26 protein-coding genes are annotated in these 26434 nt (G+C 47.6%); 21 read left to right on the top strand and 5 right to left on the bottom strand.

Going from position 1 to position 26434, the window contains the following annotated elements; translation table 11 throughout:
• Positions 1–4: 4 nt before the first annotated feature.
• The 5 genes from NYE38_RS15940 (at position 5) to NYE38_RS15920 (ending at position 5335) form a co-directional block, all read left to right on the top strand.
• Positions 5–1258 carry an alanine--glyoxylate aminotransferase family protein gene (locus tag NYE38_RS15940; RefSeq protein ID WP_017418980.1) on the top strand — a complete coding sequence of 418 codons (1254 nt, stop codon included), beginning with the start codon at positions 5–7 and terminating at the stop codon, positions 1256–1258.
• A gap of 121 nt (positions 1259–1379) precedes the next feature.
• Positions 1380–2576: a tetracycline resistance MFS efflux pump gene (locus tag NYE38_RS15935; RefSeq protein ID WP_017418981.1), complete on the top strand. Its 1197-nt coding sequence runs from the start codon at positions 1380–1382 to the stop codon at positions 2574–2576.
• A gap of 57 nt (positions 2577–2633) precedes the next feature.
• Positions 2634–3584, top strand: coding sequence for a hypothetical protein (locus NYE38_RS15930; protein ID WP_223255046.1), 951 nt, complete (start codon positions 2634–2636; stop codon positions 3582–3584).
• Positions 3584–3766 (top strand): hypothetical protein, encoded by a 183-nt coding sequence (locus NYE38_RS15925; RefSeq protein WP_223255047.1) that lies wholly within the window; start codon positions 3584–3586, stop codon positions 3764–3766. Before NYE38_RS15930 ends, NYE38_RS15925 begins: the two co-directional genes overlap by 1 nt.
• Positions 3767–4204: 438 nt before the next feature.
• A complete protein-coding gene (locus NYE38_RS15920) occupies positions 4205–5335 on the top strand; it encodes a Rap family tetratricopeptide repeat protein (protein ID WP_289394866.1) in 1131 nt (376 codons plus the stop codon).
• Between the two features lie 444 nt (positions 5336–5779).
• Here NYE38_RS15920 and NYE38_RS15915 read toward each other — a convergent pair whose 3' ends face one another.
• Entirely contained in the window at positions 5780–7375 is a 1596-nt protein-coding gene (locus NYE38_RS15915) for a PucR family transcriptional regulator (RefSeq protein WP_252052759.1), read from the bottom strand.
• Between the two features lie 179 nt (positions 7376–7554).
• On the opposite strand from NYE38_RS15915, the gene NYE38_RS15910 reads away from it, so the two are divergent.
• The 6 genes from NYE38_RS15910 (at position 7555) to yunB (ending at position 13361) form a co-directional block, all read left to right on the top strand.
• Positions 7555–8919: an allantoinase gene (locus NYE38_RS15910; protein ID WP_285001831.1), complete on the top strand. Its 1365-nt coding sequence runs from the start codon at positions 7555–7557 to the stop codon at positions 8917–8919.
• 72 nt (positions 8920–8991) lie between these two features.
• Positions 8992–9345, top strand: coding sequence for a hypothetical protein (locus tag NYE38_RS15905; protein ID WP_007408736.1), 354 nt, complete (start codon positions 8992–8994; stop codon positions 9343–9345).
• A 26-nt stretch (positions 9346–9371) separates the two neighbouring features.
• Positions 9372–10223, top strand: a complete 852-nt coding sequence (locus NYE38_RS15900; RefSeq protein ID WP_071181958.1) for a DUF72 domain-containing protein — start codon at positions 9372–9374, stop codon at positions 10221–10223.
• Positions 10224–10242: 19 nt separating this feature from the next.
• A complete protein-coding gene (locus tag NYE38_RS15895; RefSeq protein ID WP_007613562.1) occupies positions 10243–11064 on the top strand; it encodes a sulfite exporter TauE/SafE family protein in 822 nt (273 codons plus the stop codon).
• A gap of 17 nt (positions 11065–11081) precedes the next feature.
• Positions 11082–12476 carry a bifunctional UDP-sugar hydrolase/5'-nucleotidase gene (locus NYE38_RS15890; RefSeq protein ID WP_017419460.1) on the top strand — a complete coding sequence of 465 codons (1395 nt, stop codon included), beginning with the start codon at positions 11082–11084 and terminating at the stop codon, positions 12474–12476.
• Between the two features lie 126 nt (positions 12477–12602).
• A complete protein-coding gene (gene yunB / locus NYE38_RS15885) occupies positions 12603–13361 on the top strand; it encodes a sporulation protein YunB (protein ID WP_017419459.1) in 759 nt (252 codons plus the stop codon).
• A gap of 37 nt (positions 13362–13398) precedes the next feature.
• Here the strand turns inward: yunB and lytH are convergent, their stop codons facing one another.
• Positions 13399–14376: an L-Ala--D-Glu endopeptidase gene (gene lytH, locus NYE38_RS15880; protein WP_339075818.1), complete on the bottom strand. Its 978-nt coding sequence runs from the start codon at positions 14374–14376 to the stop codon at positions 13399–13401.
• 201 nt (positions 14377–14577) lie between these two features.
• Here lytH and lipA point away from each other — a divergent pair, with 201 nt between their 5' ends.
• From lipA to NYE38_RS15860, 4 genes are all read left to right on the top strand, one after another.
• Positions 14578–15474 (top strand): lipoyl synthase, encoded by an 897-nt coding sequence (gene lipA / locus NYE38_RS15875; RefSeq protein WP_003151923.1) that lies wholly within the window; start codon positions 14578–14580, stop codon positions 15472–15474.
• A gap of 217 nt (positions 15475–15691) precedes the next feature.
• Positions 15692–15967, top strand: a complete 276-nt coding sequence (locus tag NYE38_RS15870) for a YutD family protein (protein ID WP_003151928.1) — start codon at positions 15692–15694, stop codon at positions 15965–15967.
• A gap of 25 nt (positions 15968–15992) precedes the next feature.
• Positions 15993–16427, top strand: coding sequence for a DUF86 domain-containing protein (locus tag NYE38_RS15865; RefSeq protein ID WP_017419457.1), 435 nt, complete (start codon positions 15993–15995; stop codon positions 16425–16427).
• 33 nt (positions 16428–16460) lie between these two features.
• Positions 16461–17231, top strand: coding sequence for a TIGR01457 family HAD-type hydrolase (locus NYE38_RS15860; protein WP_017419456.1), 771 nt, complete (start codon positions 16461–16463; stop codon positions 17229–17231).
• Between the two features lie 26 nt (positions 17232–17257).
• Here NYE38_RS15860 and NYE38_RS15855 read toward each other — a convergent pair whose 3' ends face one another.
• A complete protein-coding gene (locus NYE38_RS15855) occupies positions 17258–17758 on the bottom strand; it encodes a phosphatidylglycerophosphatase A (RefSeq protein WP_003151934.1) in 501 nt (166 codons plus the stop codon).
• Between the two features lie 154 nt (positions 17759–17912).
• Between NYE38_RS15855 and yutH the strand changes: the two genes are divergently transcribed.
• The 5 genes from yutH (at position 17913) to NYE38_RS15830 (ending at position 24496) form a co-directional block, all read left to right on the top strand.
• Positions 17913–18929: a spore coat putative kinase YutH gene (gene yutH / locus NYE38_RS15850; protein WP_087634931.1), complete on the top strand. Its 1017-nt coding sequence runs from the start codon at positions 17913–17915 to the stop codon at positions 18927–18929.
• 201 nt (positions 18930–19130) lie between these two features.
• Positions 19131–20432: a homoserine dehydrogenase gene (locus tag NYE38_RS15845; RefSeq protein ID WP_007613551.1), complete on the top strand. Its 1302-nt coding sequence runs from the start codon at positions 19131–19133 to the stop codon at positions 20430–20432.
• Positions 20432–21490 (top strand): threonine synthase, encoded by a 1059-nt coding sequence (gene thrC, locus NYE38_RS15840; RefSeq protein WP_014721762.1) that lies wholly within the window; start codon positions 20432–20434, stop codon positions 21488–21490. The genes NYE38_RS15845 and thrC overlap by 1 nt, the downstream gene beginning before the upstream one ends.
• The gene (gene thrB, locus NYE38_RS15835; protein ID WP_017419454.1) at positions 21487–22416 is read left to right on the top strand and encodes a homoserine kinase; all 930 of its coding nucleotides are present in this window, start codon (positions 21487–21489) and stop codon (positions 22414–22416) included. The genes thrC and thrB overlap by 4 nt, the downstream gene beginning before the upstream one ends.
• Positions 22417–22519: 103 nt before the next feature.
• Positions 22520–24496, top strand: a complete 1977-nt coding sequence (locus NYE38_RS15830) for a S9 family peptidase (protein ID WP_025650197.1) — start codon at positions 22520–22522, stop codon at positions 24494–24496.
• A 40-nt stretch (positions 24497–24536) separates the two neighbouring features.
• On the opposite strand, the gene NYE38_RS15825 is transcribed toward NYE38_RS15830, so the two are convergent.
• Positions 24537–24872, bottom strand: a complete 336-nt coding sequence (locus tag NYE38_RS15825; RefSeq protein WP_169510385.1) for a NifU family protein — start codon at positions 24870–24872, stop codon at positions 24537–24539.
• 79 nt (positions 24873–24951) lie between these two features.
• Here NYE38_RS15825 and NYE38_RS15820 point away from each other — a divergent pair, with 79 nt between their 5' ends.
• Entirely contained in the window at positions 24952–25278 is a 327-nt protein-coding gene (locus tag NYE38_RS15820; protein ID WP_017419453.1) for a YuzD family protein, read from the top strand.
• A gap of 37 nt (positions 25279–25315) precedes the next feature.
• On the opposite strand, the gene NYE38_RS15815 is transcribed toward NYE38_RS15820, so the two are convergent.
• Complete coding sequence (locus NYE38_RS15815) at positions 25316–26383, bottom strand: NAD(P)/FAD-dependent oxidoreductase (protein WP_007613539.1); 1068 nt, start codon at positions 26381–26383, stop codon at positions 25316–25318.
• Positions 26384–26434: the final 51 nt, after the last annotated feature.

Genomic DNA, 26434 nt, shown 5'->3' with positions numbered 1-26434 from the left:
CGGCGTGCCGACCAGAAAAGAATTGTGCATTCCGCAAAGAACCATTATGACACCGGGACCGACAGAAGCTGAACCGAGAGTGCTGAGGGCGATGGGCGCTCCGATCATCGGCCAGTTTGACCCGGCATTTACCGGCATCATGAACGAAACGATGCAAATGCTCCGTGAATTGTTTCAAACGGAAAACCGCTGGGCCTATCCGATTGACGGCACATCAAGAGCGGGGATTGAGGCTGTTCTCGCAAGTGTGATAGAACCGGGCGACAGCGTGCTCGTTCCGATATACGGACGCTTCGGATACCTGCTGACTGAAATCGCCGAGCGATACGGAGCGGACGTTCATATGATCGAGTGTGAATGGGGAACGGTCTTCCGGCCTGACGAGATTATCAGCGAGATGAAAAAGATTTCCCCGAAAATCGTCGCTATGGTGCACGGAGAAACATCAACGGGGCGGATTCACCCGCTGAAAGAAATCGGGGAAGCGTGCCGCGCCCAAGACGCACTCTTTATCGTGGATGCCGTGGCCACGATCGGAGGCTGCGCCGTAAAAACGGATGAATGGAAGATTGACGCAGTCATCGGGGGAACGCAAAAATGCCTATCGGTCCCTTCCGGAATGGCGCCGATTACTTATAATGACCGGACGGCAGCTGTCATTGCCGCGCGTAAAAAGGTAGAACGGGGCATTGCGACGGCGGCTGACGGTAACATGCTGTCCGGTCATCGGCCGATTACGAGCAACTATTTTGATCTGAGCCAGCTCGAAGATTATTGGAGTGAAAGAAGGCTGAATCACCATACAGAAGCGACAGCAATGCTTTATGCGCTGCGGGAGGGTGTGCGTCTTGTCCTGGAAGAAGGACTTGAAGAACGGTTCCGCAGACATCGGCGTCACGAAAAAGCGCTTACGGCGGGACTTGCAGCGATGGGCCTTGATTTATTCGGCGATCCGGAGGCGAAGCTGCCTGTCGTCACATGTGTGCAGATTCCGCCGGAAGCAGACGGCGAAACGATCAGAAGTATGCTTTTGTCTCAATTCGGAATTGAAATCGCCAGCTCATTCGGTCCGCTGCAGGGGAAAATTTGGCGAATCGGAACGATGGGCTACAGCTGCAGAAAGGAAAATGTGCTGTTTGTGCTGGCCGGACTTGAAGCGGTTCTGATCAGACACGGAGTTGCCGTTAAAGCCGGGGAAGCGCTGCAGGCGGCCCTTAACATATATGATCTGCCGGCTGAAACCGGTGTGCTGTCATGAGACTTGAAAACGAGATTGAAATCATCTGGACTTTTTTCCCTTTTGCCCGTTATACTGAATGGTATAAAAAATGACAAATATGGAATGATCATCTGTTTGTCTGGGGAGAAGGTAAGAAATCATGGCGTACATAGGCCGATTGTCAATTTTAATGCTGAATATGTTTATTGCGATGCTTGGAATCGGATTGATTATTCCGATTATGCCCACCTATATTACCGAATTCGGAGCGACGGGCAGCACGATGGGTCTGCTTGTTGCGGCGGCGGGGCTTACACAGCTTTTATTTGCGCCTATTGCCGGGGAAATAACCGACAAATACGGACGGCGGAAACTGATTATTTTCGGCATCGCCGCCTTTGCCGTGTCACAATTGATCTTCGCTTTTGCCGGAAGCCTGTGGCAACTGTTCGCATCCCGGCTTTTGGGCGGAATGGGCGCGGCGTTTTTAATGCCGTCAATGTTCGCTTACATAGCGGATATTACGACCGAAGAAGAACGCGGGAAAGGAATGGGGCTGTTCAGCGCGGCGATGACGCTCGGTGTCGTCATCGGGCCCGGTGTCGGAGGCTATTTGGTTCATTACGGCATGTCTGTGCCGTTCATCGTGTCCGCAAGTCTCGCCTGCTTTTCAACGGTGCTTTCATTTTTCTTTCTGCCCGAAACGCTGGGGCGTGAAAAGCAGCTGGAAGCCCGGGCTAAAACGGAAAAACGTGAGCATCTGTTTAAGCAAATGTCACGCGCGCTCAAATCGCCGTTCGCGTTTATGCTGATTCTGGTTTTTGTGCTGAACTTCGGAATTATGAACTTTGAATCGGTTTTCGGCCTTTACGTTGACCATAAACACGGATTTAAAGCGTCTGATATTGCCTTTATTATTACGGCTGCGGGTCTCATCGGCGTGTTTGTGCAGGCGGTCGGCGTCAGTTATCTCGTCCGCAGGTTCGGGGAAAAACGCGTCATTAACGTGACGTTGATCGGGGCGGCTGCAGGACTTGTGTGGTGCCGGTTTGCTGGTTCATATTGGACTGTTTTTGCCGCGGCAATCTTTTTTCTGACGCTGACATCGCTGCTCCGGCCGGCGGTTAATACGATGCTGTCGAAGCTTGCCGGTGACCAGCAGGGGTTTGCCGGAGGGATGAATACCTCATTCATCAGCTTAGCGAATATCGCCGGACCGTCTGCTGCCGGTTTTCTCTTTGATGTAAATATGGAATTTCCGTATATGCTGGGAGCGGCCATTCTCGCCATCAGTTTTCTGGCCGCGCTTGGCTGGGGCAAAAAGACACAGACCCGGCCGTTCACGCAGCAAGGATAAGAATCAAAAGCCTCCGGGTATCCGGAGGCTTTTTGCTATCTCATAGGGAGGAAAAAAATGAATAGACTTAAAACCCTGTTTATTTTCATTTGCATACTGATCGTCACAACCTCTTGCGGTCTCATCCCAACTGGGAATGAAAAAGAGGAAAGAAGCAGCAATCAAAAGACTGTATTAAAGGATATTGACAATGCGAGTTTTATTGTTGGTTTTTCCAACACTTTAGATAGGGGAAGTGAGATTGGGGTTTACAGTGAAGATGGTACTAAAATGGATAGCTTGGAATTGAAAGATGGTATAAATTTCACGATGTCTTCACATAACAAAAACGATACGTTCTTATCGTCAAATAGAAGCAATACTCACTTGATGATAGACAATAAAACCGGAACAATAAACAAAATAAAAGAAAAGAGTTTGTCAAAAACAACTGAAGATGAAGGTGCTTTCTTTATAAATAGTTCTGACGGTTATATCATCCATGACATTAACGTTGGATATACAGACAAAGGGCTGGAAAGTGAATTGGTATATTGGAAGGAAAACAGCCGAAAAAACAAGAAACAAATAAAGCTTGACGGAGAACTTGGATCAGCAATCGTCGCTAAAAATAAAATTTATGTCATTTCAAGTGATGAAGAAAGTATGTCCATCCTTTCAATTAACCCAGAGACAAATAAGCAAGAGAACAAGGCATCCATACCGAATAAAGGGATATACTTCATGGATGAAAAGGATGCGTTCCAAGCTCTAGATGAAAATACATTTGTACTGGCAGTTAATGATAACGTGAATGAGAAAGAGAATTCTAAGCTCATATTAATAGACAGAGAGACGCTAAAGGTAAAAAAAGAAGTCGAGATGGAGAAAGGGTTTCATCCTGCAAAATTGAAAATAGTAAAAGATAAAGTCTTAGCCGTTTCTTTTGATGGGAAGCTGCAGATATTTGATAAAAAAATGGTTAAGAAAAACTCTTTCAATTTTTATGCGGGGGATATAACAAATTAATGAATGATGTTCAATTCACTGATAGAGAGATGTATGTTTTAATCAAAAACTTTGATATCCAGCGCGATAACAAGCTTGGAGACATCACGTCTTATGATTTGAAATCAGGCAAAAAGGTAAAAACAATCCCGCTAAAAGCAAACAAAGAGTGGGAAATTGCACGTTTTGAAATTTTAAAATAAGTTTAGGTGATTAGATCAGCTCCAGTTCATTCTGCATATATTTACTCATCATTACCAGGAGGTTCCAGCATAGTTCAGTGTACGCTGTATAGGACAATAAGGATCATTGAAGGGATGGATTGACATGAATAGCATCAGGTACATATTGTATTTTGTGATTTCTTTCGTTTTACAGCTTCTCTGGTTCTTCTTAGTAAAAGAAAATTCTAATGCAACTATACTGGACATGTTGATGATGTCTCTATTATTCACATTATTTATGTTCATCTTAGATAAATTTCTCAAAAAAAGCAGGCTGCATAAGGCCTGCTTTTTTTGTTGTAGACTTAAAACTCAAACTAAGATTTATGATCAAGACGAATGAAATTTTGCGGTTTTATTGCGGACATACATAATTTTGGAAATGTTAGAATATGATATAAAAGGAGGAGTGGCCTTGTGAGTTCTCTTTTACCATCATCGGAGGTTGGCGTTAAGATTAATGAATGGTACAAAATGATACGTCAGTTCAGTGTTCCGGATGCGGAGATTTTGAAAGCGGAAGTGGAACAAGAAATAAATGAGATGGAAGAAGACGAGTATCTACTGATTTACTACACCCTCATGAAATTCCGCCATCAGCTTATGCTGGATTATTTAGAACCGGTGACTACCCGCGTGAGACCGACAATTGCCGAGCTGCTGGAAAAAATCGAAGCATCAAATAAAGGAATTTCCGGCCTGCTGTTCTATTATTCTTTATTTTTCCGCGGCATGTATGAATTTGATCAAAAGCAGTATGTAAAGGCGATCGGCTTTTATAAAGAGGCTGAAAAACAACTCGTTCATGTGCATGATGAAATTGAGAGAGCGGAGTTTCATTTTAAACTGGCTGAAGCATATTACGGTATGAAACAAAGCCACATCTCCATGCATCACGTAAAGCAAGCGCTCGATATTTACGATCAGTATGAGTTGTATAAGGTCCGGAAAATTCAATGTCTATTTGTCATATCAGGGAACTATGTAGACTTTAAACGTTATGAAAAAAGCTTGCCGCATTTAGAAAAAGCTTTAGAGTTGTCGAAACAAGTAAACAATAATGAAAGGCTGCTCAGTTCTGCTTATTACAACATAGGAAAGAATTACGGAGACTTAGAAGAATACAATAAAGCTGAAATCTACTTAAAAAAAGCAGCGGAGATATCTGAGAAGTATAAATTGGGTAACCTTCCGCATTCCTTGTTTACATACGCAAAGCTTCTATTTAAACAAGGGAAAACAAGCGAGGCGATTCAAATCAGCAAAAAGGGACTTTCATCAGCGATATTTCAAGGAGATAAGCTGTTTGAATCTCTGCAAAAATATTTGGAGGCTTTATATATTAATGCAATAGACCAAATGGGAATTAAAAAAACAATTGATTACCTTGAGAAAAATAAAAACTATTCGTATGTAGAAGATATTGCTCTTGATACGGCTGCTGTTTATGCAGAGTCAAAGCAATATGACAAATCTTATTTTTATCATCAAAAAATGATTCAAACGCAAAAACAAATTCAGAGGGGAGAATGCCTGTATGAATTTTAGAAAAGGCGTATTTATCATTGTGTCGGCTGTCGTTTTAATGTCAGGGGTCGGTCTAGCAACATCGGCTGTTTCATTTGATGGATCATATCAAGTTTCGTCTGATCGTAATCAAACCTAAGAAGGAGAGTGCCTGTATGAAAAAAAGCATCTTCATTATTTTGGGTCTGTCGTTATCTTTGATATGCGGATTGGGTGTGAACACAGTGGGAAAAACACATGATACCTTTCAAACTGCTTCAGATCGCCTTCAAACTTGAACGACTTACGCCTTTTCTTCGGGAAAGGCTTTTTTAGTTTAGATTAGAGTCTGCTGAAAATCATAACTAACGGCTGACGATATCAACGGAAGCAGATTTTGATGGCAGCATTTTGAGAATGTAGCTGAATGAATCCCCCTTAAATAGGATGCGGGAGAACACCCGCATCCCTGTCTCTAACGATTTCTTAACCGATCAGCCGCTGCATTCTCAGCGCGAGCCGCAGGCGCATCGTCGTTTCCGGATCTTTTAAGCTTTTGCCGAGCAGTTCCTCGCATTTTTCTAAACGATAGATCACCGTATTTCGATGGACGTACAGGCGCTTAGCCGTTTCTGAAATCTGGCAGTGGGTCTCCAGGTAAACAGACAGCGTATGAAGCAGGCTCTGGTCCTCCTTTTGCCGGTCGGCCAGGCTTTGGAGGGTGGCTTCGTAAAACTTTTTCACATCTTCCGCGGGAAGCAGGCGGAGCAGCTCCGGCACGTCTTTGGCATGATAGATTTGAATAAACTCCGCGCTTCTGGACAAATGCCCGGATGAAATGGCGTCTGAAGCTTCGGTAAAAGCGTCAGGGACGTCGATCAGCTTTTGGCATATGTTTGAGATGCCGAAGGAGACAGTCCGTTTAAACTGCGTCCGGACCTGCTTTTGAAACTGCTCCAAAAAGCTGATGACAGACGCGTGCATTTCATTCCAGCTGTCTGTCGCTTCAATTAAAAGAATACCGACATTTCCTTTAATAAAGAGATGAGGGGGAAACGGAAAGGATGACAGCTCCCCTTCAAGCAGATCAAATACATGATCGGAAACGAGCTGATTTTCGGTAAAGCTGATCGTTTTCTCATTTCGGTCGAGTTTTCCGCAAATGCACATGTATTGCTGATCCCAGCGGAGCCGGAATTCTTTGGCGCGGCTTTTGATTTCTTCATGGCCGGTAAACGAGCGGTCGATGAAATTGCTGAAAAATTCATTGCGCGCCCGTCTGCCGAATTGTTTGATGGCATTTTCTTTCAGCAGTTCAAAGGAAATGACGTTGGCCGCCTGTTCAATTGTCAAAATCATGCCTTTATCAGCGGTCTGCACCAGCTCCGGAATCACCAGATAACCGCAGTTTTTTTCAACATTCAGAATCGGCAGGACAGAATACGCCTTTCTGTCGGACAGCATGGAAAAGCAGGTGAAATAAGGCCCGGAAAGGGAATAACAGATGTTTTTCAATAAAGACGTGTCAATGGGTATGGGGTGGGACGATGATAAGAGTTTTGTATGCTGATCCAAAAGCAGCACGGGAAGCCGGAGAATGTCTGAGAGCTTCTTAAGCAGGGATTGAATCCCCTTGCCGCTCATGATGTGGTTTGTGAATTTTTTATGGGCGTAAATGGCCTGCTGCAGCTCATTTGAACGCATATCAAGAATATGGCTCAGTGTGGCGTTGACGATATCTCCCAGCCTGATGTCTTCCGGCAGCTCAATAATCGGAAATTCATACCGGTCGGCAAGCTCCGCAACATCTTTCGGAATGACATTAAGATAACGTTTCGTTTTGATCCCCAGTCCCGCGCAGCCCCGTTTTGCCATGAGGCGGATCAAATCTTTCAACAGCTGCGGGCGGTCCTTCAAGTGGTAAGCCGTGGTGACGAGCAATTCGTTTTTATGTAAAAAATCAGCGATGTCCGGCGCATCCATCATGTTGACGTGCTGCACCTCCCTCCAGCCGCCGGACTTGCCTGCGATTAATGCCGCCCGCTCATAAGCGGGAATCTTCATCACATCATAAATGTTCATCAGTCAATCTCCTTTCAGGTTCTAAAGACAACCATTGGTTAATATGAATAAAAATCATCAAAAATTATAGCGGTTTTGCTGATGTATTACGATCATAGTAGCAGTAAACTGGCAATCATAGACGCATGTTGTGATAAAAACTGACAGAAAATCGTCATCCTTACAGGGAGGAAGATAAAATGGCCTATGACGTAATTGTAAAGGGTGCGAAAGCTGTGCGAAAAGGCGGAACAGAGCGGGCTGATATCGCCGTCAAGGACGGAAAAATTGCCTTGATCGGGCCCGGCATTGACGAAAACGCGGAACAAGTGGTGCAGGCGGACGGCATGTATGTGTTTCCGGGAGCGGTCGATTGTCACGTGCATTTCAATGAACCCGGCCGCGAAGAATGGGAAGGCATTGAAACCGGCTCAAACATGCTGGCTGCCGGCGGCTGTACGTCTTATTTTGATATGCCGCTTAACTGCATCCCTTCGACGGTAACTGCTGAAAACCTGCTGGCAAAGGCGGAAATCGCCGAACGAAAGTCAGCGGTTGATTTTGCGCTTTGGGGCGGTTTGATGCCCGGATATACCGAACATATCCGGCCGATGGCAGAAGCGGGGGCAATCGGGTTTAAAGCGTTTCTGTCTAAATCGGGAACGGATGAATTTCAATCAGCCGATGAACGGACTCTTTTAAAGGGAATGAAGGAAATCGCGGCGTGCGGCAAGATTTTGGCCCTGCACGCAGAAAGCGACGCCCTCACCCGATTCCTTGAAGCCGAGTACGCGCTCCAAGGGAAAATTGATGCCCGCGCTTACGCTTCCTCCCGTCCGGAAGAAGCCGAATGCGAGGCTGTGCAGCGGGCGATTGAATATGCAAGAGCGACGGGATGCGCGCTTCATTTTGTACATATCAGCACGAAACGGGCCGTGCTCTCCATTCAGCAGGCGAAAAAAGACGGATTGGATGTCACCGTTGAAACGTGTCCGCACTACTTATTATTCAGCTTTGAAGACTTCCTCAAAAAAGGGGCGGCCGCCAAATGCGCTCCGCCGCTCCGCTCAGAGGCTGATAAAGAGGAATTGATCGGGGGTTTGGCAGAGGGCCTGATTGATATGGTGTCTTCGGATCATTCTCCCTGTCATCCGTCTTTGAAACGCGAGGATAATATGTTTCTGTCGTGGGGCGGGATCAGCGGAGGCCAATTTACGCTTCTCGGCATGATTCAATTAGCGATCGATCATGGGATTCCGTTTGAACATGTGGCCCGATGGACGGCCGAAGCACCTGCCAAGCGCTTCGGGTTAACGAATAAAGGCCGGCTTGAAGAAGGATTTGACGCTGATTTTGCCATCGTCCGGCCGGAACCTTTTACCGTCACAAAAGAAACGATGTTTTCCAAACATAAGCAAAGCCTGTATGAAGGCCGCACCTTTCCATACCGAATTGCTGCGACCTACAGCAAGGGACGCTGTGTGTATCAGGATGGCGGCCGTAAGCAGAGCGGGGCTTTCGGAACATTCCTGAAGCCTTCTGAAATAAAAGAGCCGATTCTCTGATGAGAATCGGCTTTTTTTGTCGTTTGGAAAGCGGGTCTCGTGGTATCTTTTTATAAAAAGGAGTAAAACACATTGTATGATCAAATCTTGAACATATTAACGGCATCCTGGTCGCGCAAGACTAGTACAAAATGGACGGAAGATTGCCCGGCCAAAGGCCAGTGCGGCGTGACGGCTTTAGTCATCCAAGATGTTTACGGCGGTGACATTCTCAAAACAAAAACCGGCACAAGCTGGCATTTTTATAACCGAATAGACGGGGAGATATATGATTTCACGAGCGGTCAATTTTCAGAGCCGATCGTCTATCAGCACATTCTTTCTTCCAGAGATGAGGCATTTTCGGACACCAATGAACATCAATACCGGTTCCTGAAAAGTGCATTCAGAAAAAACATGGAAACGGAAAGAGAAAAACACCTGTGATAAACTAGAGTGAGAGGTGAAGGATTGTGATTTATATCGGACTGACGGGGTGGGGGGATCATGACAGCATCTATCCGCCTAAAACAGCGGGCCCGCAAAAACTGCAGGCGTATTCCTCCCATTTTCCCATCGTTGAGCTGGACGCGAGCTTTTACGCGATACAGCCCGCCCGCAATAACGAAAGATGGGTCAAAGAGACGCCGGAATCTTTTCAATTTGTCATTAAGGCATATCAAGGAATGACGGGCCATCAGCGCGGCGATATTCCCTTTGAATCGAAGGAAGACATGTTTGAGGCGTTTAAGCTGTCATTATCGCCGTATATAGAGCATGGAAAGCTTGCCATGGTGCTGTTCCAATTCCCGCCGTGGTTTGACTGCAAGAAAGAAAACGTCGCATATTTAAGATGGTGCAGGCAGCAGATGGGCGATATTCCGTGCGCGCTTGAATTCCGCAACCGATCTTGGTTTTCCCCGCCATTTTACGAGCAGACGCTTTCCTTTATGAAGGAGGAAGGCTGGATTCACAGCATATGTGACGAGCCGCAAATCGGCGAGGGCAGCATTCCGACCGTCCTGAAAGCAACGGATGAAGAAAAAACGCTTGTCCGTTTTCACGGGCGGAACAAGCAGGGCTGGATCAAACCAGACGGCGGACAAAACTGGCGTGAGGTCAGATATTTATACCGCTATAACAAACAGGAGCTCAAAGATTGGAAAAACAATCTTCAGGAGCTGAAAAAGCAGTCGCGCAATCTGTATGTGCTATTCAACAATAACTCAGGCGGAGACGCCGCCGATAACGGACTTGAGATGCTTGAAATGTTAGATATCTCATATACCGGGCTTGCTCCGAAGCAGCTCGACCTATTCAGCTAGAAAAGAGGTTTCAAGACACATGTCTTATCTTATATTGATCATATTAGGATTTATCGCGGGAACGGTCGGCAGCCTGATCGGGCTTGGGGGAGGAATTATCATCGTGCCGGCAATGCTCTATTTAAGCACGATGACTCCGTTTTTCCATGACGTAACACCGCAGACTGCCATCGGCACGTCCCTTTTGGTGATTATTTTTACGGGCCTGTCATCAACTCTGGCCTATATGAAATATAAAACCGTTGACTACAAAAGCGGACTGATCTTTTTTATCGGCTCCGGCCCGGGAAGCATCATCGGCGCGTATTTGTCTAAACTTTTTAATGCGCATACGTTTTCCGTCTGGTTCGGACTTTTTATGATTTTGATTTCCATTACATTAATGCTGAAGGCGAAAGCAAAACCGGTCAATAAAGCGCATAAAGGCATGATCCGGACATATGAGGATGAATCGGGTGAGCTTTATACATATTCGTACCGTATTTTCACCGGTATCGTGATTGCCTTTTTCGTCGGTTTATTGGGCGGTCTTTTCGGCATTGGCGGCGGCTCTCTTATGGTTCCGGCCATGATGCTGTTATTTTTGTTCCCGCCGAAAGTGGCTGTGGCGACGTCAATGCTCATTATTTTCTTATCCTCCGTGACGGGTTCCGTGTCACATATCGCAGAGGGCCATGTCAATTGGCTGTATGCGCTGTGCCTCGTTCCGGGCGCGTGGTTCGGCGGCAAAATGGGCGCGTGGGTCAATAAGCGGGTGCAGACGAAAACGATCGTGCTTTTCATGCGGGTCGTCTTGATTTTGATCGGCTGTGAATTGATTTATCAAGGGATATTCAGCTAAAAGGTAGGAGAGATGGTATGTTAGAGAAGCTCCGTTTATATCATACGAATGATTTGCACAGCCATTTCGAAAATTGGCCGAAAATCGTACATTATATTGAGCAGAAGAGAAGTGAGCATGAAAAAGACGGGGAGGAAACACTCGTATTCGACATCGGCGATCATATGGACCGATTCCAAATGATAACGGAAGCGACCTTCGGCAAAGCGAATGTCGACTTGTTAAATCGGCTTGAGATCGATGCGGCTGCCGTCGGGAATAATGAAGGAATTACGCTGCCTCACGATGAGCTGGCGGATTTATATACCCATGCCGCGTTTCCCGTCATTGTGTCCAACCTGTTTGACGCGGACGGACAGCGGCCGGAATGGGCCGAGCCCTACGTGATTAAAACGCTGAAAAACGGGATGACCGCCGGCATACTCGGCGTCACGGTGCCGTATTATCCCGTCTATCAAAAACTCGGCTGGACGGTGACGGATGCGGAAAAAAGCATTCAAGAATCACTTGACGATATCAAGGGCAAAGCGGATATCATCATTCTGCTTTCTCATTTAGGCCTGGTCGATGACCGGGCCGCAGCGGAAAAATTTCCCGACATCGATGTCATTCTTGAATCACATACGCACCACCTTCTTGAGGACGGACAGGACATAAACGGCGTATTGCTTGCATGTGCGGAGAAATACGGGAACTATGTCGGCTGTGTCGAGCTGACGATAGAAAGTGAATCACGAACCATTGTCAGCAAACAGGCATCTGTACAGAAAATGGCTGATTGGCACGGGGAATCTGAAGATACGGCGGCTTTTCTGAAAGAGAAAGAACGGGAAGCGGAAATCCTGCTCTCCGAACAAGTCGCTAATCTGAATGAAGAAGCCGGCGTGAAGTGGTTTGAGGAATCGCCGCTTCCGCTTCTATTAGCCGAAGCGCTGAAAAGCTGGTGCGGCTGTGAAGTCAGCATGGTGAATTCAGGCGTCATTTTGGGGCCTTTACAGAAGGGGCCTGTCACAAAGCTTGACCTGCACCGCATCTGCCCTCATCCGATCAATCCGGTGGCCGTTCGTCTTTCAGGCAGGGAACTCCAGGAAACAATCAGCCAGGCCGCCTCGGAACAAATGGAGCAGCTGCGGATAAAAGGCCTCGGCTTCCGCGGGGAAGTGATGGGCAGGATGGTATATGCCGGAGCGGAGGCAGAGGCCGGCATTCTTGAAGACGGTGTGACGCATCTCCTCAATGTGAAAGTGAACGGAGAAGAGATTGATCCGGAGCGGATATACTCGGTTGCCGTTCTCGATATGTTTACACTCGGAAAGCTGTTCCCTTACATCCGCGATTCAAAAGAAAAACAATACTTTATGCCTGAGTTTTTAAGGGATCTGCTCGCCTGGAAGCTCGCGCGGCAGCCGTAATGTCGTATAGCTGCCCGCCGTTCCATTTCACCCGAATGAAGGTAAGCGGGACTTTTTAAGAGTAAAAATAAAATACTATGTCCCCTCTTACAAGCATACATTGTGATATGTAAGGGGGGATTTTTCTTGCCTAGATACCGGAGCGCTCTTCGCAAGAGAGGGCCTTTGCCTTTTCGATATGTGCTTCTTCTGTCGTTTGCTTTTTTTATCATATCGACGGTCATCAGCCTTTGGATGATCAACTCCTCAATCAAACCGGTGCTGATGAACATCGGAGAAATGGAAACCAAACGGGTGGCGACAGAGGTCATTACGGAATCCATTGAAGAATACATGTCTCACAGCGACAATGTGAAAGATATGGTCGATATGAAAACGGATGAAAACGGAAAAGTCACAACGATGGATTTTAATACACAAATGGTCAACAGTATGAAGGCGAAAGTGACAAAGCAGCTTCAGGCTCATCTGAAGGAAGCGGAGTCGAACAATAAGCAGCATGAAACGGAAAAAGACGCGAAAACGGCCGATGAAATTATGATTAACATCCCTTTAGGGCAGGTCACGGGAAACAGCATTCTCGGAAATCTCGGACCGAAAATCCCCGTGCGTTTTAACCTGATCGGCGATGCGTTAACTGATGTGAAAACAAAAATAAAGCCGTACGGCATTAACAATGCCCTGATCGATATCAGCATCTTTGTGGAAATAAAAGTGAAGGTCATTATTCCGTTTGCCAGTAAGACATCAGTCGTGACAAATAATATTCCGGTCTCCATTAAAGCGATTCAAGGAGAGGTGCCGCAGTTTTATAACGGAAGCGGCGGGTCAGGTGTAACGCCTTCCGTCCAGCTGCCGAATGAAAAACAGAAGAAAGATAAATAAAAACACACAGCCGCAATCTTTCCTGGCGGCTGTGTGTTTACTTTTTCCTGCGGATTTCTTTTCGTTCCCATGCCCTTAAATGAGGATACGGGTCAAAAGACCATTCCGATCTGCCGTTATCTTTATACATCCCGTAGTGAAGATGCGGCGGAAATTTTCCCGCGGTGCCCGGCGGTCCGTATCCGGAACTGCCGACAGAGCCGATCACCTCTCCGGGTTTGACGATCTTGCCTTTATGCACACCTTTTGCAAAGCCGTTCAGGTGAGCGAAGTAGTGATACGTGTTATTGATATCCCTGATGCCGATTCTCCAGCCGCCGAAACGGTTCCAGCCCTTCATTTCAACAATACCGTAGCAGGTCGATCTGACGGGGAGCCCGTAATAAGCGAACAGATCCGTTCCTTCGTGAATCCGGCGCCCGCCGAAACCCCGTGCGGCGCCCCATGTGCTGCGGTAGCTGTAATCCGTCTTCACGGGAAGCGGAAAAGCGTGCTCTCCGAGATCAAGGCGGCCGAACGTTTTAAACAGTGTCATGAATTCGGTGATAATGCCGACCGTCTGATCGCGGCGGTAATAATTCCAGAGGCCGATGCGGATATGGTCAAGATCCGTTCCGAATCCCGCTAAATACTGAGCAAATGTATAAAGGATATCCTCATCATTGCTTACCTCGGCTTTTCCGTCGCCGTCGCCGTCCAGGCCGATCCCGTCAAATACTTTAATGCTGAGGGGCGCCTCGTCCTTAGGATTTGGATTTTCAGGCCCGCTCCACAAATGATCCGGAATATAAATGCTGATGATTCCCGCTTTTTCCGGCAGATCCTTTCGGTTCGAGCGGACATTTTCTTCATATTGATCAACCGCCGCAAGTACATACCAAGGAATCTGCGTGACTGCTTCGGCTTTGCGGTACAACTGCATCCGTTCGCCGTAAACAGGAGCCGATTGTTCTTTCCCGCTTGCAGCCGGACAGAAAAATGATAAAAGGAGAAGAGCAGATAACAGAACTTTCACAACATGATCTCCTTTCAGGATTAATACAAATAGTTTGCGGCAACAATCCGAGAAAATGTAAGTAATTCTCTTCCCTTGTCGAGAAATTTTTCCTATGTTAAAGTGACTATTGAATAGAAATCCGCAAGTTTTATATCCATCGTGAAATAGAAATTTTTCGCACACGAACATGAATAAAGGGATAATGGAGATGATGGGGAAATGGCAAAGAAAGACGAGCATCTGAGAAAGCCGGAATGGCTCAAAATAAAGCTGAACACGAATGAAAACTATACGGGTCTGAAAAAATTAATGCGTGAAAATAATCTGCATACCGTATGTGAAGAAGCAAAATGCCCGAACATCCATGAATGCTGGGCTGTCAGACGTACGGCGACGTTCATGATTCTCGGTTCCGTCTGTACGAGAGCATGCCGCTTCTGCGCTGTCAAAACGGGTCTGCCGACTGAGCTGGATCTGCAGGAACCGGAACGCGTAGCTGATTCCGTCGCGCTGATGAACTTAAAACACGCCGTCATCACGGCCGTGGCGCGTGATGATCAGAAAGACGGCGGAGCAGGCGTCTTTGCGGAAACGGTCCGGGCGATCCGCAGAAAAAGCCCGTTCACGACAATTGAAGTGCTGCCATCCGATATGGGCGGAAATTACGACAACCTGAAAACATTAATGGATACCCGTCCTGATATTCTGAACCACAACATTGAAACCGTGCGCCGCCTGACACCGAGAGTCCGCGCCCGCGCAACATATGACCGTTCTTTGGAATTCTTGCGCCGTGCGAAAGAAATGCAGCCTGACATCCCGACGAAATCAAGCATTATGATCGGTCTCGGCGAAACGAAGGAAGAAATTATTGAAGTGATGGACGACCTGCTTGCGAACAATGTCGACATCATGGCGATCGGCCAATACCTGCAGCCGTCGAAAAAACATTTAAAAGTCCAAAAATATTATCATCCGGACGAATTTGCCGAACTGAAAGAAATCGCGATGCAAAAAGGCTTCAGCCACTGTGAAGCAGGCCCGCTTGTCCGTTCTTCCTACCATGCGGATGAACAAGTGAACGAAGCGTCTAAAAAACGCCAGGCCCAAGCATAAGATAAGCCGAAAAAACCCAAAACGCCGCAGGTTTTGGGTTTTTTGTGATGGAGCCGTTTTTGCAGGGAAAAAGTCATTCTTGAATAAGGATCGTCTGAACCGCTACACTGGATATAAAGAGGAAAAATTCTCCGTCCGTCCGAACCGTCTCATTTTGCAATTGATGGACAGAAGTCAATGAATTATGATAGTAAAGAGTGATAAAAGAGGTGAAGACATGATTCTTATTCAAAATGCCGAGTTTGAACTCGTACACGATTTTAAAAACGGCTTTAATGAAGAAGCGTTCAAAGCCCGCTATTCGGACATATTAAATAAATATGATTACATTGTGGGAGACTGGGGATACAGTCAGCTGCGGCTCAAAGGCTTCTTTGATGACCAGAATCAAAAAGCAACCTTTGAAACGAAAATCAGCACATTGGACGAATACATTTACGAATACTGCAATTTCGGCTGCGCGTATTTTGTTTTAAAACGAATCAGAAAATAATTGATGCAGAAGGGGATGCTGTCACGTGTATTTTGTTGACAGAAATAATATCGAACAAACACTCCGTTTTTTTGAGACCCAGCTGGCGCTGTTTGACAGCACGCCTGCATGGCAGAGCGAAATCGAAAAAAGGGCGCTTGAGCGGATCAGCCATCTTATGATCGAATGCATTCTCGATGTCGGAAATGATATGATTGACGGCTTTATCATGCGCGATCCGGGGAGTTATGACGACATCATGGATATTCTGACGGATGAAAAGGTGGTAGCTGAGGATGAAGGAAATAAGCTGAAGCAACTGATCTCTTCCAGAAAGCAGCTTGTACAGGAATATCAGCACGCCGACCATCAGGAGCTGTTAACGCTGATCACGTCAAACAGAGATGTGTTGAAAGCCTTTCCGGCCCGTGTAAGAACCTACCTGGAAACAGAATTAGGGCCTGTTTCCGCATTTAAATAACAACGAGTGAGAAAATCCACAGGAGTGTTGAGTATGAAGGATTATAAAGGGTATTTGATAGATTTGGACGGCACAATGTACAACGGGACGGAAAAAATCGAAGAAGCGTGTGAATTCGTGAGAACGCTTAAAGCGCACGGCATTCCGTATTTATTCGTGACGAACAATTCTTCCCGGACGCCGAAGCAGGTGGCGGACAAGCTGATGAGCTTTGACATTCCGGCATCTGAAGAGCAGGTCTTCACGACGAGCATGGCGACTGCGCAGCATATCGCCCAGCAGAAAAAAGACGCGTCGGTGTATGTGATCGGCGAAGAAGGCATCCGTCAGGCCATTGAAGAAAACGGGCTGAGCTTCGGAGAAGAAAACGCGGACTTTGTCGTTGTGGGAATCGACCGCGGCATTACATATGAAAAGTTGGCAACGGGATGCCTTGCGATCAGAAACGGCGCCCGGTTCATTTCAACAAACGGCGACGTCGCCATTCCGACTGAAAGAGGGCTTTTACCAGGGAACGGTTCGCTCACATCCGTTTTGACGGTGTCAACGGGCGTTGAGCCTGTCTTTATCGGCAAGCCTGAATCCATTATTATGGAACAGGCGATGCGTGTGCTCGGAACGGATATTTCCGAAACACTCATGGTCGGCGATAACTATGCCACGGATATTATAGCCGGCATCAATGCGGGCATGGATACGCTGCTGGTTCATACCGGAGTGACAAAGCGTGAGCATATGGCAGATTACGACCAGAAGCCGACATATGCGATTGACTCTTTAACCGAATGGATTGAACATCTATAAAAAAGGGACGGCCATGACGGCCGTCCTTATTCTGTATTTCTGGCGCTGTGAGCAAGCCGGCTTGAAGCCGCTGCTGCGATTGCGCCGACGATATCATCAAGAAACGTATGGCATTCGCCCGTAGATTTATCATTTAACCGCCCGAGAATACCGGGTTTTTCTTTGTCAATGTAGCCGTAATTCGTAAAGCCGATTGAGCCGTATATATTCACGATAGAGAAGGCGAGCACCTCGTCAACCCCATACAGGCTTTCATCAATCGCCAGAATAGTCTGAAGCGGTTCAGACAGCTTTTTTTGTTCGGCGAGCACATCTAATTCTATTCCCGTTAAAATGGCGTTTTGCACCTCGCGTTTTGCGATGACACGGTCCACATTGAGCCTGCATACCTCCATCGTCAAATCAGGATGATATTTTTTTTGAAGGAAATACACCAGCTCGGCAATATCGTCCGTCTCAACCCCCCGTTCTTTTAAACGCGCCCTGGCGACAGCTTCCACCTGATTCAGTTGTTCCTTTTCTGACATTTGCTTCACCCAATCTTTTTTTACTAGTTTATACAACATCCTTCCGATGTGTACGATGTTTCTCCACTTGATTCAAAGGATTACAATATGTATTCATAATTCCGCCGGCGTATGACTACGATGTGAATAGCTCTAATTTTTCAGGCAGGTGATTATGATGAAAAGCATCATTAAAGAAAAATACGGCATCCACGTCAGACAGCTCTCCGTTTATCAGAAATACCAATGCTTCCAGACGCCAAATTCCTTCTTTCTTATTATTCCCGTCTCCGGATTTTCGCAATCAGAGCTGACGGAGCTTTACTACATGAGTCAGTATTTACAAGAACAAAGTGACCCATACGTTTCAGTGTTTATCTTTACGAAGGAAGGAGAACTGACCTTTGAGGACGAAGGCAAAACGTATGCGCTCTTAAAAGCGCCGATTCCCGTCTCAAACCGGTCGTTTTCTGTCGGAGGGGAGCTTGCCGAATTTCACAGAAAAGGGCGGGGTTTTCCGTACGAAGTGAAAGAAGCGGGCAGGATCGGCCAATGGAAGGACTTATGGGGAAAACGGGTGGATCAGCTGGAATCATTCTGGATGCAGAAAATTCATATGTCTCCGCTTGAACCGTTCGAAAAGAAAATGATCGAAGCATTTCCTTATTATTCAGGCTTAGCGGAAAACGCCATTCAATATTTAGTGGATACGGAGCTGGATGACAATCCCGGCGCAGAGGACTCGGGGACAATCTGCCATCAGCGGATGGAACGGGATACCTGGTCGGAGGAATCATTGATCCGCATTCCGGGCGATTGGGTATTCGACCATGCCGCCCGTGATATTGCGGAATATATGCGCAGCACATATTTGTATCATCGTGACGACCTGCTCAAAAATGGGTTTTTGTTTCTGCAGGAATATGAGCAAGTTACGCCGTTATCCTCCTTTTCCAAGCGCCTGTTTTACAGCCGCCTGCTGTTTCCGCTCCATTTCTTCGAGACGGTGGAGAGCTATTACATTTCTCATGATTCTGAAAAACAGTTTTACGAAGAGCAGCTTGACTACATTCTTGCCGACTGCACCCGCTATGAACAGTTTTTACAGACATGTCACGACATGATGAATGTCAGGTCGGCGCAGGTTTTTGTCCCGCCTGTGGCGTGGCTCGGAAAAGGAATCAGTTCGTAAGAAAATATGACGTAAAAATATTTAGAAAATAGGGAATCTTGTCATATCAGCGTGTTAAGCGTTTTCATAGCCGCAGAAACAATATTCAGCCGCTTGTCAAAACAAATGCGGGCTTATATAATATTTGTAACTTAAATGTCTGTGAAGGGTTAACAATTGTCCTTTTCTAGTGGACAAAAGGAAGAAAGGTGGAGTTTCTCTTTGGAAGCGATTCGTATTGGACTGTTAGGACTGGGAACCGTGGGAAGCGGTGTCGTCAAAATTATACAAGATCATCAGGATAAGCTTATGCACCAGGTCGGCTGTCCGGTGACGATCAAAAAAGTGCTAGTTAAAGATATTGATAAAAAACGAGACGCAGACCTGCCGAAAGAAGTGCTGACGACAGAAGTCTATGATGTAATCGATGACCCTGAGGTCGACGTGATTATTGAAGTCATCGGCGGTGTCGAACAGACGAAGCAATATCTTCTTGATGCCTTGAAAGCGAAAAAACATGTTGTGACCGCAAATAAAGATCTGATCGCCGTATATGGCTCAGAGCTTTTAGCCGCCGCAAAGGAAAATGGCTGTGACTTGTATTATGAAGCGAGTGTCGCCGGCGGAATCCCGATTTTACGCACGCTCGAAGAAGGCCTTTCCTCTGACCGGATCACAAAAATGATGGGAATCGTCAACGGAACGACGAACTTCATCTTAACGAAAATGATTAAAGAAAAAAGCCCGTATGAGGAAGTGCTGAAAGAAGCGCAGGATCTCGGATTCGCGGAAGCGGACCCGACCGCCGATGTAGAAGGGCTCGATGCCGCGCGCAAGATGGCGATTTTAGCCCGTCTCGGCTTCTCTATGGACGTTGATCTGGACGATGTCAAAGTAAAAGGAATTTCCCGGATCACGGATGAAGACATCAGCTTCAGCAAACGGCTCGGCTATACGATGAAGCTGATCGGCATCGCCCAGCGTGATGACAATAAAATCGAAGTCAGCGTTCAGCCGACACTGCTGCCGGATCATCATCCGCTCTCTGCGGTGCATAACGAGTTCAATGCCGTTTACGTGTACGGAGAAGCCGTAGGCGAAACGATGTTTTACGGCCCCGGAGCCGGAAGCATGCCGACTGCGACATCAGTCGTTTCCGATCTGGTCGCGGTCATGAAAAACATGCGTCTCGGCGTAAACGGAAACAGCTTTGTCGCCCCGCAGTTTGAAAGAAATCTGAAGCAGCCGTCTGATATCTACGCCCAGCAGTTTTTAAGAATTCATGTCAAAGACCAGGTCGGCTCTTTTTCAAAAATCACATCAGCCTTCTCAGAGCGCGGCGTCAGCTTTGAAAAAATTCTGCAGCTGCCGATCAAAGGCCATGACGATCTCGCGGAAATCGTGATCGTCACGCATCATACATCGGAAGAAGATTTCAGTGACATTCTGCAAAACTTAAATGACCTCGAAGTCGTACAAGAAGTAAAAAGCACATATCGCGTAGAAGGGAACGGTTGGAGCTAATGTGGAAAGGACTCATCCATCAATATAAAGAATTTCTGCCGGTGACGGATCGGACGCCGGCCCTGACATTGCATGAAGGCAACACGCCGCTGATTCACCTCCCGAAGCTTTCCGAAAAGCTCGGAATTGAACTGCATGTAAAAACAGAGGGCGTTAATCCGACGGGATCCTTTAAAGACCGCGGCATGGTCATGGCGGTCGCCAAAGCGAAAGAAGAAGGCAATGATACCATCATGTGCGCCTCAACAGGCAACACATCCGCGGCGGCTGCGGCATACGCGGCGAGAGCCGGCATGAAATGCATCGTCATCATCCCGGACGGGAAAATCGCCTTCGGAAAGCTTGCGCAGGCCGTCATGTACGGTGCGGAAATCATCGCGATTGACGGAAACTTTGACGACGCGCTGGCCATCGTCCGGTCGATTTGTGAAAAATCACCGATTGCATTAGTGAATTCAGTAAACCCTTACCGGATTGAAGGGCAAAAAACAGCGGCCTTTGAAGTATGTGAACAGCTCGGCGGAGCGCCGGACATTCTGGCGATCCCGGTAGGAAACGCCGGGAATATCACGGCCTACTGGAAAGGGTTCAAAGAATATCATGAGAAAAACGGCACCGGACTTCCGAAGATGCGCGGTTTTGAGGCGGAAGGTTCTGCGGCTATCGTCCGCGGCGAAGTCATTAAAAATCCCGAAACCGTTGCGACGGCAATCCGGATCGGGAACCCTGCCAGCTGGGACAAAGCCGTGCTCGCTGCGGAAGAATCAGCCGGAAAAATTGATGAAGTCACAGATGAAGAAATTCTTCACGCTTATCAGCTGATTGCCCGTGAAGAAGGCGTGTTTGCCGAACCGGGCTCCTGTGCATCCATCGCCGGCGTTTTGAAACAGGTGAAATCCGGTGAAATTCCAAAAGGCAGCAAGGTTGTCGCAGTCTTGACCGGAAACGGCCTGAAAGATCCGAACACGGCTGTGGACGTATCTGACATAAAACCGATCACGCTGCCGACAGATGAGGACAGTATTCTGGAATACTTAAATGGAGCGGCGCGTGTATGAATGAGGCGGAGATGCTGTTTTCCATTACGGTTCCGGGAAGCACCGCCAACTTAGGGCCTGGGTTTGATTCCATCGGGATGGCGCTCAGCAGATATTTGAAGCTTTCGGTTTTCCGAAACGATGAATGGCAGTTCTCGGCGGAAACCGAAACTGTCGCGGGCATCCCTCAAGGAACGGACAACCTCATCTACCAAGTCGCCAAACGGACGGCTGACCGCTATCAGAAAGAGCTGCCGCCCGCCCATGTCAAAGTATGGAGTGACATCCCCCTTGCGCGGGGGCTCGGAAGCAGCGCGGCCGCTATCGTCGCCGCCATTGAGCTTGCGGATGAGTTATGCGGCCTGCAGCTGTCGGAAAGCGACAAGCTGCACTTAGCCAGTCTTGAAGAGGGACACCCTGATAATGCCGCTGCTTCCCTTGCAGGAGGGCTTGTGATCGGCCTTCACGAAGAAGATGAAACACATATCGTGCGTGTTGCCGAAGCGGATATCGACGTTGTGGCAGTGATTCCGTTTTACGAAGTTCTGACCAGGGACGCAAGAGACGTGCTCCCGAAAGAGCTGCCGTACCGGCACGCCGTTAAAGCAAGCGCCGTCAGCAACCTTCTCGTTGCTGCGATCATGTCAAATGACTGGGCGCTCGCCGGGAAAATGATGAGAAAAGACATGCTCCATCAGCCGTACCGCGCCATGCTTGTTCCTGAGCTTTCAAAGGTGGAACATGCGGCCGAAATGAAAGGCGCTTACGGAACGGCGCTGAGCGGAGCGGGACCGACGATTCTTGTTCTGATTGAAAAAGGAAAGGGAGAAGAGCTGAGAAAACAGCTTTCTGAGCATTTCCCGCACTGTGAGATTGCGGCGCTTACCGTCCCGTCAGAAGGAAGCGTAATTGAACGGAATCCTTTAGAGCAGGTGAAAAGTGTATAATGATAAAAAAGCGTTCTTCCCATCAGAGAAGGACGCTTTCTTTTTCTGGAGAAGGATTTTTATTTAGGGAAGCGAAATAAAAAAGAAAAGGAGGAGAAACGATTTGAAAAAACTCATAACCGAGGAGGACATTGCGACTCTCGTATCCGTGACAGACCCGCAATATGCCCCTGACGGCAGAAGAGCCGCTTACGTCCGGACAACAGTCAATCATAAGCGTGATTCCTATTCCTCAGCCATTATGGTATATGACACAGAATCAGGCATCTCAAACCCGTGGACTTTCGGGGACAATAGAAATACAAGTCCGCGGTGGTCGCCTGACGGACGGCGCCTCGCCTTTGTTTCTGACAGGGAGAACGGCGTCCCTCAGCTGTACATCATCGACGCTGCCGGCGGAGAGGCGGAACAGGCGGCCGATATTCCTTGGGGCGTATCAGATCCGATATGGGCGCCCGACGGCAGATCCGTGCTTGTGTCCGTCAGTCTGACATCAGCGGAGCGCGCCGATGAGAAAGAAAAAAAGAAGCATGACGAGTATGAGCCGGTTGACATTCAGTCATTAACATATAAACGTGACGGGAAAGGCCTGCTGAACGGAAGCTGGGCCCAGCTTGTGCTGATTCATCTTGAAACGGGGGAGATTCAGCAGCTGACGGATCATGAAGCGGATCATTATGACGCGGCCTTTTCACCGGATGGCAGGCAGCTTGCGTTTACCGCCAATTTATGCGAGCCGGGTGACGCCGGAAAGCCGAGCGATGTCTATCTGATGAATCTGGCGGATGGAAGCCTGAAGCAGATTACGCCGCACCGCGGTTCTTTCGGTTCCTGCGTGTTTTCACCGGACGGTTCTTATATCGCGATGCTGGGCCATGAAAATGAATTTCGCAATGCGACTTTAGAAAAAGCGTGGCTGTACGACGTGAAAACTGAGCGGCTCACCTGCCTGACCGACATGCTGGATGTTCATTTGAGCGATGCGCTGATTGCGGATTCAATCATAGGAGGAGTGACGCCCCGACCGGTATGGACAAACGACGGGCAGGGATTTTACGTTCTCGGGAGCGAGCAGGGAAGCACCGGTATTTATTATATCTCGATTGACGGCCTCGTATATCCGATCCGATTAGAAGAAGAGTATGTGAACGGTTTTGCTTTTCATCCTGATCAGAAAAGCTGTATCGCTGTCATTGCCAAACCCGCACAGCCTTCCGAGCTTTACAGCATTTCGCTCGAAGATGGGGAAGAGAAGCAATTGACATTCAACAATGATCGGTTTATTGAGGAGCGCATCATATCCGTGCCGGAAAAGCTGCAATATGAAACAAAGGACGGGCTGACGGTAAACGGCTGGTTTTTAAAGCCCGCCGTTTTTGAAGAGGATCAAACTTATCCGCTCATTCTATACATACACGGCGGGCCTCACATGATGTACGGCCATACGTATTTTCACGAATTCCAAGTGCTGGCCGCACAAGGATATGCTGTCGTGTATGTCAACCCGAGAGGAAGCCACGGCTACGGGCAGGATTTTGTCAATCGTGTCAGGGGTGATTACGGAGGCGGAGATTACCGTGATGTCATGCAGGCGGTGGATGAAGCCGTTCAGGCGTATCCGTTTATTGACAGCGGCCGTCTCGGTGTGACGGGCGGAAGCTACGGAGGGTTTATGACGAATTGGATTGTCGGGCAGACAGACCGTTTTAAAGCAGCCGTCACGCAGCGCTCCATTTCAAATTGGTTCAGCTTCCACGGTGTCAGCGATATCGGTTTCTTTTTTACCGACTGGCAGCTCGGACATGATTTGTTTGAGGAAGCGGATAAGCTTTGGGATCGTTCTCCTGTAAAATATGCGTCCCGCGTTTCGTCGCCGCTTTTGATTCTGCACGGTGAGCGAGATGACCGCTGTCCGATAGAGCAGGCCGAGCAGCTCTTTACCGCGTTGAAGAAACTGAACAAAACGACGTCGTTCATCCGATTTCCGAAAGCCACGCATGAGCTGTCGAGAAGCGGCCATCCGGAACAGCGGATGAAACGCATCCGTTATATTTGTTCATGGTTTGATGACTATTTGTAAAAAATAAAAAACCAGGCTGTCATGCAGCCTGGTTTTATGATTAAAATACTTGTTCTACTTCAACGACACCCGGTACTTCTTCAAGAAGGGCGCGTTCGATTCCGGCTTTCAGCGTAATCGTTGAACTTGGGCAGCTGCCGCATGCGCCAAGGAGGCGAAGCTTTACAATGCCTTCGTCTACATCAACAAGCTCACAGTCACCGCCGTCACGAAGCAGAAACGGACGTAATTTATCCAATACTTCCTGTACTTGCTCTTTCATTTCAACCTCAGTCATGAGATTCGCTCCTTTCATATACATAAAACCATTATATTCACAGTAACGGTAAAAATCTAATGTTTGGTTTGCAAAGCTGCTTTCCCCATTATAGCATATTTAAACTTGAACATAAAAACCGTTTTTTATACAAAAGCTGTCCCGTCCTTTGTATACTGGTGTAAAGGGGATGATATACATGACAAAGCCGGTTACGCTCAGTGTTTACGGCGCTGAAACGCTTTGCGCAAGCTGCGTGAATATGCCGAGCGCCAAAGATACGTTTGAGTGGCTGGAGGCGGCGCTGAAACGGAAATACCCGGAGCAGCCTTTTAACATGCGGTATATTGATATTGACGCACCGCCTCAGCAAAAGGAGACAGAAGAGCTTGCGGAGCGCATCAGAAACGATGAATTTTTCTATCCGCTCGTGCTGGTGGAGGATGTCATTGTGGGGGAAGGGAATCCGCATTTAAAAGATATATATGAAGAAATGGAAAAGCGCGGCTATGTGGCGGGCTCTTAAAAATGGCCGCTGATCGCAATCAGCGGCTTTTTTCTTATCAGCCGTTATGATGCTTGTACATCCATAAAAGGCCTGATTTTAATAAACGGGGCACACGCCCAATGAGCGGACGGTCGTTGACAAGACCGAAGCCCGCTTTTTTTCCGAGTGAACCGAGAACGCCTTTCAGCTTAAATTGCGGCATTGTTTCCGGCAGCTCTTCATTGTTCCAGCGTTTCAGGAGGATCTGCACAATTTGTTCCGCTTGTGCTTCAGCCAGCTGGGCGCTCGGCGCATGCGGCAGGCTCGCGCAATCACCGACGACGTAAACATGCTCATCGCCCGGAAGGTTGTGATGCGGTGTTAAAACGATGCGGCCTTGCGGGTCTTTTTCAGCGTCCAGTTCTCTGACGGCTTTATTCGGCTGAATTCCCGCCGTCCACACGATGGCATCGGCCGGTATTCCTTCATCATGATTATAAACGATGCCGTCTTCCACTTTTGTAATATTCGCATTATTGATAATGGTGACGCCGTGTTCTTCAAACCATTTCTGAACGTACTTGCTGAGTCTTTTCGGAAAGCTTGATAAAATCAGGTCGCCCCGGTCAAATAACATAATCTTCAGATCGTCACGGCTCTCTCTTAATTCACTGGCAAGCTCCACGCCGCTTAATCCCGCTCCGACGATAGCGACAGATGCATTGGCGCCGAGGTTGTTCAGCTTTTGATAGGCTTCGCGTGACTGATCAATGGTCTGAATGCTGTAAGTATGTTCCGGCGCGCCGGGCACGTTATGATACTTATCCTCGCAGCCCAGTCCGATCACCGCGTCATCGTAAGAAATCGGTTCGCGGTCATGAAACAGAACCTGTTTGTTTTTCGTGTCGACGGAAGCCACCTCACCGTATTGAACATCCAGATTCGGATGCTCAGGAAAAGACACCCTGATATGATGATCAGAAATCGTGCCGGCGGCGAGCGCATAATATTCTGTTTTTAAGCAGTGATACGGGTTTCTGTCAATCAGCGTGATGGATATATCTGACGGAAGCTGGTTCGGCAGTAAGCGGTGCAGCACCCTCATGTTTCCGTAACCCCCGCCGATCAAGACCAATTTTTTCATAATGATTCCCCTTTTGCCCGAAAAATATGGTAGTCAATGTTGTTACAAAAT

The organism is Bacillus sp. EU63 (genome assembly GCF_038592915.1).
GTDB classification, from domain to species: Bacteria; Bacillota; Bacilli; order Bacillales; family Bacillaceae; genus Bacillus; species Bacillus velezensis.
This window is presented reverse-complemented; position numbering and strand designations above follow the sequence as displayed.